2 protein-coding genes and 3 pseudogenes are annotated in these 6828 nt (G+C 51.3%); all 5 read right to left on the bottom strand.

All coding sequences use genetic code 11. The features are described from left to right. Positions 1 to 14: 14 nt before the first annotated feature. Positions 15 to 1757, bottom strand: a complete 1743-nt coding sequence (gene aceK, locus CS369_RS16920; protein WP_196908004.1) for a bifunctional isocitrate dehydrogenase kinase/phosphatase — start codon at positions 1755 to 1757, stop codon at positions 15 to 17. Positions 1758 to 1803: 46 nt separating this feature from the next. Continuing rightward, positions 1804 to 2844: pseudogene (gene aceA, locus CS369_RS16925) on the bottom strand (isocitrate lyase); the annotation flags it as partial. After that, positions 2844 to 3774: pseudogene (locus CS369_RS16930) on the bottom strand (malate synthase A); the annotation flags it as partial. The pseudogenes aceA and CS369_RS16930, both read right to left, overlap by 1 nt. A gap of 476 nt (positions 3775 to 4250) precedes the next feature. After that, a complete protein-coding gene (gene metA / locus CS369_RS16935; protein WP_196908005.1) occupies positions 4251 to 5180 on the bottom strand; it encodes a homoserine O-succinyltransferase in 930 nt (309 codons plus the stop codon). A gap of 132 nt (positions 5181 to 5312) precedes the next feature. Continuing rightward, positions 5313 to 6615: pseudogene (locus CS369_RS16940) on the bottom strand (MFS family transporter). Between the last annotated feature and the right edge of the window lie 213 nt (positions 6616 to 6828).

Consider the following 6828-nt stretch of genomic DNA (forward strand, 5'->3'; position numbering starts at 1 on the left):
AGCGGTGTCCGGCGTTAGCTGGCCTGTTGATGCTTACCGTAGCGCACGCAAAAGCGTTGCCGCCTGCGGTAAGCGTAGATATCCTCCACATAGCCGTCGCGAATGCGCGCCTGTAGATGATGCCAGTAATCAGCGGAAAACAGCTCGCTGTGCATCTCCTCAAACATCGCCAACTGCGCCTTATCGGCAAACAGGAATTGGCGAAACTCCTCGGGAAAGATATCGTTAGGCGCTATGCTGTACCAGGGCTCGCTCGCCAGCTCATCCTCCGGGTAGCACGGCGCGGGAATATCGCGGAAATTCACCTCAGTCATGTAGCAAATCTCATCGTAATCATAAAACACCACCCGCCCGTGGCGCGTTACGCCGAAATTTTTGAACAGCATGTCGCCGGGAAAAATATTGGCCGCCGCTAACTGTTTAATGGCATTACCATACTCCTCAATCGCATCACTCTGCTGCTGCACCGATGCACTAGCGAGATACAGGTTAAGCGGCGTTATGCGGCGTTCCATGTAGAGATGGTTGATCAGAAGCTGATCGCCTAAATCCTCGAGTTTCTCAGGCACTTCGCGGTAGAGCTCTTCTAGCAATTCCGCACTGATCCGGCGCTTATCAATCACGAAGTTTTCATACTCCTGAGTATCTGCCATACGCCCCACCCGGTCGTGTTCTTTCACCAACTGATAGCAGGACCTTACCCGCGCGGCGCTGACCTCTTTCTGCGGTGCAAAGCGATCTTTGATCACCTTAAACACCCGATCGAAGGACGGGAGAGTGAAGACCAGCATCACCATTCCTTTAACGCCAGGGGCAATAATGAATTGTTTGTGAGAGGCGGCGACATGATTGAGGTATTCGCGGTAGTACTCGGTTTTACCGTGCTTTTGGCAGCCAATGGCACAGTAAAGCTCCGCCGTGGTTTTCCCTGGCAAGATCTCCCGTAACCACGCCACCAACGCTCCCGGTTGCGGGGCGTACACCATAAAGTAGGAGCGCGCGAAACCAAACACGATGCTGGCTTCCGCTTTACTGATCAGGCAGGTGTCGACAAACAGCGCGCCTTGTTCGATTTGGTGAAGGGGCAGCAAAAACGGCAGCGTCTCCTCAGGCAATATCAGCTTGCCCACCAGCCACGCCGCCTTGTTACGGTAAAACAACTCGTTAGCCACCTGTAAGCGCGCCCCGGCTAACTGCTGTGCGCTAAACGTCTGCGTCAGGCTGGTGACAATATTGCCAATATCCCGCGTTAAATCGTCCCACGGCAGGCGCAGCGGCAATTCCGACAGCAGTTTGTCCAGCGTATCATGCCAGCCTTCACGCAGAACAATATCGCGGCACAGTGGGCGCGATATCTCGCCCATCCTTCGCTCAGGCTGCGAGCTGAACACAAACAGCTTATCCGTCGTGAGTTCACGATGATTGAACAATCGGCAGTAGACGGAATTAAAGAAACTTTCAGCAATCTCGAAACGGGGATAGTCCGGTAACAAGTTGGTGTACACGGTTTTCACTCTGGCGAGAAACGTCGCGTCGTAACAGCGTGGCCCGGTGATACAGCGCAACTGCTTTACCACCAACCCAACGTGGTGATCGTAAAGGTGGATACGCTGCTTCATCGCCTGCTGCACCGCCTGCCAGTCAGCCTGTTCGAAACGCTGCTGCGCGCCTGCGGTCACCTCTAAAAAGCGGCCATACTGCGCATCGAATCCTTGCAGAATGGTCTGCGCCACCAGTTGCTCCAGATTACGCCTCATGATGTGCTCCGCAACAACGGCCAGCCTGCTGACTGGTCGATGAGGATCAGAATTGCTGCTCTTCCTTCGAACCCGTCAGTGCGGTCACTTTGTCGAAATAGCCAGTGCCCACCTCCTGCTGATGAGAGGAGAAGGTGTAACCCTTGTTGATATCGGCAAATTCCGGCTGCTGCACTTTTTCCACGTAGTGTTTCATCCCCTCGCCCTGTGCATACGCATGTGCCAGATCGAACATGTTGAACCACATGCTGTGAATGCCCGCCAGTGTAATAAACTGGTACTTGTAGCACATTTCCGACAGCGCATCCTGAAAGCGCGCAATGGTGGCATCATCCAGATTCTTCTTCCAGTTGAAGGAGGGAGAGCAGTTGTAAGCCAGCAACTTGCCGGGATATTGGCGATGAATGGCATCGGCAAAACGCTGTGCCAGAGCTAAATCTGGCGTTGAGGTTTCACACCACACCAGATCGGCGTAGGGCGCATAGGCCAAACCGCGACTGATAGCCTGCTCAATACCAGCATGGGTGCGGTAGAATTCCTCGACGGTGCGCTCACCGGTCACGAACTCACGATCGTAAGGGTCACAATCTGACGTCAGCAGATCGGCAGCATCGGCATCCGTGCGTGCCACCAGCAACGTCGGCACGCCCATCACGTCCGCCGCGAGACGAGCAGCCACCAGTTTCTGAATTGCCTCTTGCGTTGGCACCAGCACTTTGCCGCCCATATGCCCGCACTTCTTCACTGAGGCCAGTTGGTCCTCAAAATGGACCGCCGCCGCCCTGGCTTCAATCATCGATTTCATCAGCTCAAAGGCATTCAGCACTCCGCCGAAACCGGCTTCCGCATCCGCTACGATCGGCAGGAAATAATCCACATGGCGATCGTCATTGGGCTCAATACGGTTGGCCCACTGAATCTGATCGGCCCGGCGGAAGGTATTGTTGATGCGTGCCACCACCGCTGGCACCGAGTTCGCCGGATAGAGCTACTGATCCGGATACATGCTGGACGCTAAATTCGCATCCGCCGCCACCTGCCAGCCGGAAAGATAAATCGCTTCAATGCCCGCTTTCGCCTGCTGTAACGTGAATAGGCATTGAGGAACGGCTTCTCCATGGTGACGGATTGCCGGTCAGGCAATACGCGATCGGCATGGTTTTTCAATGTCTTGATATAGCTGAAGATGTAATCCCAACGGCCGCAATTCAGCCCAACAATATGGTCACGCAGCGCATGCAGAATCTCATCCATCTGGAACACCGCTGGCAGCGTTTCAATCAGCACCGTGGCCTTGATGGTGCCGCGCGGCACATTAAAGCGATCTTCGGTATAGCTGAACACCTCGCTCCACCAGGCCGCTTCACGCCAGGATTGCAGTTTTGGCAGATAAAAATAGGGACCACTGCCCTTTGCCAGCAAGGCTTGATAGTTATGGTAAAAGTAGAGCGCGAAATCGAACAGCCCACCGGGAATGGCTTCTCCTTGCCAGGTGACATGTTTTTCCGGCAGGTGCAGACCGCGCACCCGACAAATCAGCACGGCAGGATTCGGTTTAAGCTGGTAGATCTTGCCTTCATCATTGACGTACGAGATGGTGCCCCGCACCGCATCGCGCAAATTGAGCTGGCCATCGATCACCTTTTCCCATGAGGGAGACAGCGAATCTTCAAAATCCGCCATAAACACTTTCATGTTAGCGTTCAGGGCGTTGATGATCATTTTCCGTTCAACAGGCCCGGTAATCTCCACGCGGCGATCCTGTAAATCCGCAGGGATACCACGAATTTTCCAGTCAGCATTCCGAATGGAAGCCGTTTCCGAAATAAAATCAGGCAACTCACCTGCATCGATCTTCTGCTGCTGTAGCTGTCTTTCCAGCAACAATCCATTTCTTGGTAACAAGAAGCGGTTGACCAACTCTGCCAGAAAATCGGTGGCCTCTTCTGTCAGAATGCTCTGCCATGCCAAAACGTTCACTGAATACCAACTCTCGGCTTATTGTCTGCTGTGTCATCTCTCGGGTTCCTTTTCTCAGTACCACGCTCCCTGTTAACAGAGAGGGGTTATCAAGGGGCGAAATTTTCAACCAACAGAATTAAGCGTAATCCAATTACATTAAAAATCAAAAACGATTTCCATTTTTATCAAATAAAGAATTTATCTTTATTATTTAAAAAAATAAAAACATTAAAAAATCAGGGAAATTATTTTCAATGAAAGTGGGCAGGCATAAAAAAAGGTGCCATTCGGCACCCATCAGACTAATAACAAAGTCACTTTACCTCGCCACTCTCGGCGAAAGTTGGGGATCTTCGTGAGAATGAACGCGTTTCTTCGGCAAGAGATTCCCGCCTTCGTGGGAATGACGGTGGTGGGCGGGAATGACGGGGTCGACAGAAATGACCGAAGTAGGTGGGTATGGCTGTTTCAAATAAGTTTGTCAGCAACTCAGGGTGCCATTGGGCACCCTGAGTAAAACGGAAGGAGGTTTTAGTCTAGCGTTGGGTTCATACGGCGCAGATCGAACGGCGTGATCTGATAGACACAGTAGTTAAGCCAGTTAGCAAACAACAAATGCCCGTGGCTGCGCCAGCTCGCTTTTGGCGCATTCTCTGGGTTGTCATCAGGGAAGTAGTTCAACGGCACGGTCGGATTCAAGCCTGCATCGCGATCACGAAAGAATTCACTCACAAGGGTATGAGCATCATATTCAGGGTGCCCGGTGACGAACACTTGCCGTTTGTCCTTACTGGCAAACAGATAAGCACCGGCTTCATCAGACTCCACCAAAATATCCAGATCGGCATACTCACGAATAATATCTGTGGGGAAATCAGCGTAGCGCGAATGGGGAGCCAGAAAGGTTTCATCAAAACCGCGGGTAAGCAGCGCATGCTGCTGCACCGTGTGATGCGTATATACGCCAGAAAGCTTTTTGCTGCGGGTCATCTTGGGGATGCCATACAGCAGATTTAATCCAGCCTGCACCGCCCAACAGACAAACAGCGTGGACGTGACATGATCTTTTGCCCAATCGATCACTTTTGCGATCTGCGGCCAGTAAACCACATCGCAGAAATCGACCAGCCCCAGCGGCGCGCCGGTGACAATCAGACCATCGAAGTTTTTGTTTTCAATATCCTCGAAGTTACAGTAGAAATTATTGAGATGTTCTGTAGTTGTGTTCTTGGATTCACGGCTATCAATACGCAGCAGTTGGATATCCACCTGCAACGGCGAGTTGGAGAGCAAACGCAGGAACTGGTTTTCTGTCTCAATCTTCTTCGGCATGAGGTTCAATACCAACACCTTTAACGGACGAATTTCCTGAGTACTGGAACGAGAAGTGGTCATAACAAACACATTCTCATTGCGCAAAAAACTTACTGCGGGTAACTCATCAGGGATCCGAATTGGCATGACACTACACCTCACTGCAACCGTTTATACGTTTAGACATCCAGATGCATGAAGATAACCAGTTTTCCCCTACTTGTACAGCGCACAGGCCGAAGTTGAATAATCTTCATCCTGCGCACTGTGTAGCGCCGTTTACATCTGTACTTCTTTCCCTTTTCGGTTCAGCAGCAGAGAAACAAACATCGCCATCAGGCACATAGCAGAGACATACCAGAAGAACGTCGTTTCAATCCCCGCTGATTTTAACGACAGTGCGACATACTCAGCCGAACCGCCAAACAGCGCGTTGCCTATTGCATAGGAAAGCCCTACACCCAGCGCACGTACCTCAGGAGGAAACATTTCTGCTTTCAGCACTCCGCTGATCGAGGTGTAAAAACTGATGATCATTAACGCCATCACGATAATGGCAAAGGCTGCGTATGGGCTTGTCACATTCTGCAAGGTGCTGAGGATTGGAACGGTAAACAACGCTGCCATCGAGCCAAAAATGATCATCATGGTGCGTCGCCCGATTTTATCCGACAACGCACCAAACAACGGTTGCAGCAGCATGAATATCACCAGAGCGCCCGTCATCACACCGCTTGCGGTTTTTGCATCCATACCCGCTGTGTTCACCAGATACTTCTGCATGTAGGTGGTGTAGGTATAAAAGCTCAACGAACCTGCGGCGGTAAAACCCAGCACAATCATAAAAGCACGCCGATTACGCCACAAACCAGAAAACGTTCCCGCATCTTTACGCTGGTGCGTGGTGGTGCTCGACGTTTCATGCAGTGAACGCCGCAGATATAACGCCACAATCGCCAGCAGCCCACCCAATGCAAAGGGAATGCGCTATCCCCAGGCCTTCAGTTCTTCAGCGCTGAGCCACTGTTGCAGGATAACCAACACCAACAGCGCCAATAACTGTCCACCGATCAACGTGACATATTGAAAGGAGGCATAAAAACCACGCTTGCCTTCAACGGCGACTTCACTCATGTAGGTTGCGCTGGTGCCATACTCCTCCGCCAACAGAAAGCCTCTGAAACAAACGGGCAAGCAACAACAAAGCAGGTGCCCAATGGCCAATCACTCTATAGGTAGGTAAACAGGCGATAACGAATGAGCCGCAGCACATCATACAAACGGAAATAAGCATCGAGGTGGGGCGACCGTGCTTATCGGCAATATAGCCAAATAACCAGCCACCGATCGAACGTATCAGAAACCCGACGGCAAATACGCCAGCGGTTTGCAGGAGTTGCGTCGTGGCATCACCACTGGGGAAAAACGCGGAGGCAAAATAGAGTGCACAGAACGAATAGACGTAAAAATCAAACCATTCCACCAGGTTACCGGATGAGGTTCCCACAATGGCGAAAATCCGCTTGCGTGTATCATGGGGGTCCAGGTGCTGCTGTGCAAGCGGTGGTGTTACATCTGCCATAGTAAAAATCCCTATAAGAGTCATAAAAGCGTGCGAAGGTATGCGCATGCATACGGCACAAGTAAATTGTTATAATTTGGTAAAACGCAGTGAAAACAACGAGCAAAAACGTGTGGCGGAAACGAGTTATTCTCGATGTTGTCACAAACAGAGGGTAAGAGAAAGGTTATTACATTAATAAAGTGAATATCACACACAGCAAAAAGGGCCGTC

It is taken from the genome of Candidatus Symbiopectobacterium sp. 'North America' (assembly GCF_015762685.1).
Classification (GTDB): Bacteria; Pseudomonadota; Gammaproteobacteria; order Enterobacterales; family Enterobacteriaceae; genus Symbiopectobacterium.

What these genes read in the sequence shown, in the direction of transcription:
- metA (WP_196908005.1), bottom strand. Translation starts at nt 5,180, where the DNA reads ATGCCAATTCGGATCCCTGATGAGTTACCCGCAGTAAGTTTTTTGCGC.
- aceK (WP_196908004.1), bottom strand. Translation starts at nt 1,757, where the DNA reads ATGAGGCGTAATCTGGAGCAACTGGTGGCGCAGACCATTCTGCAAGGA.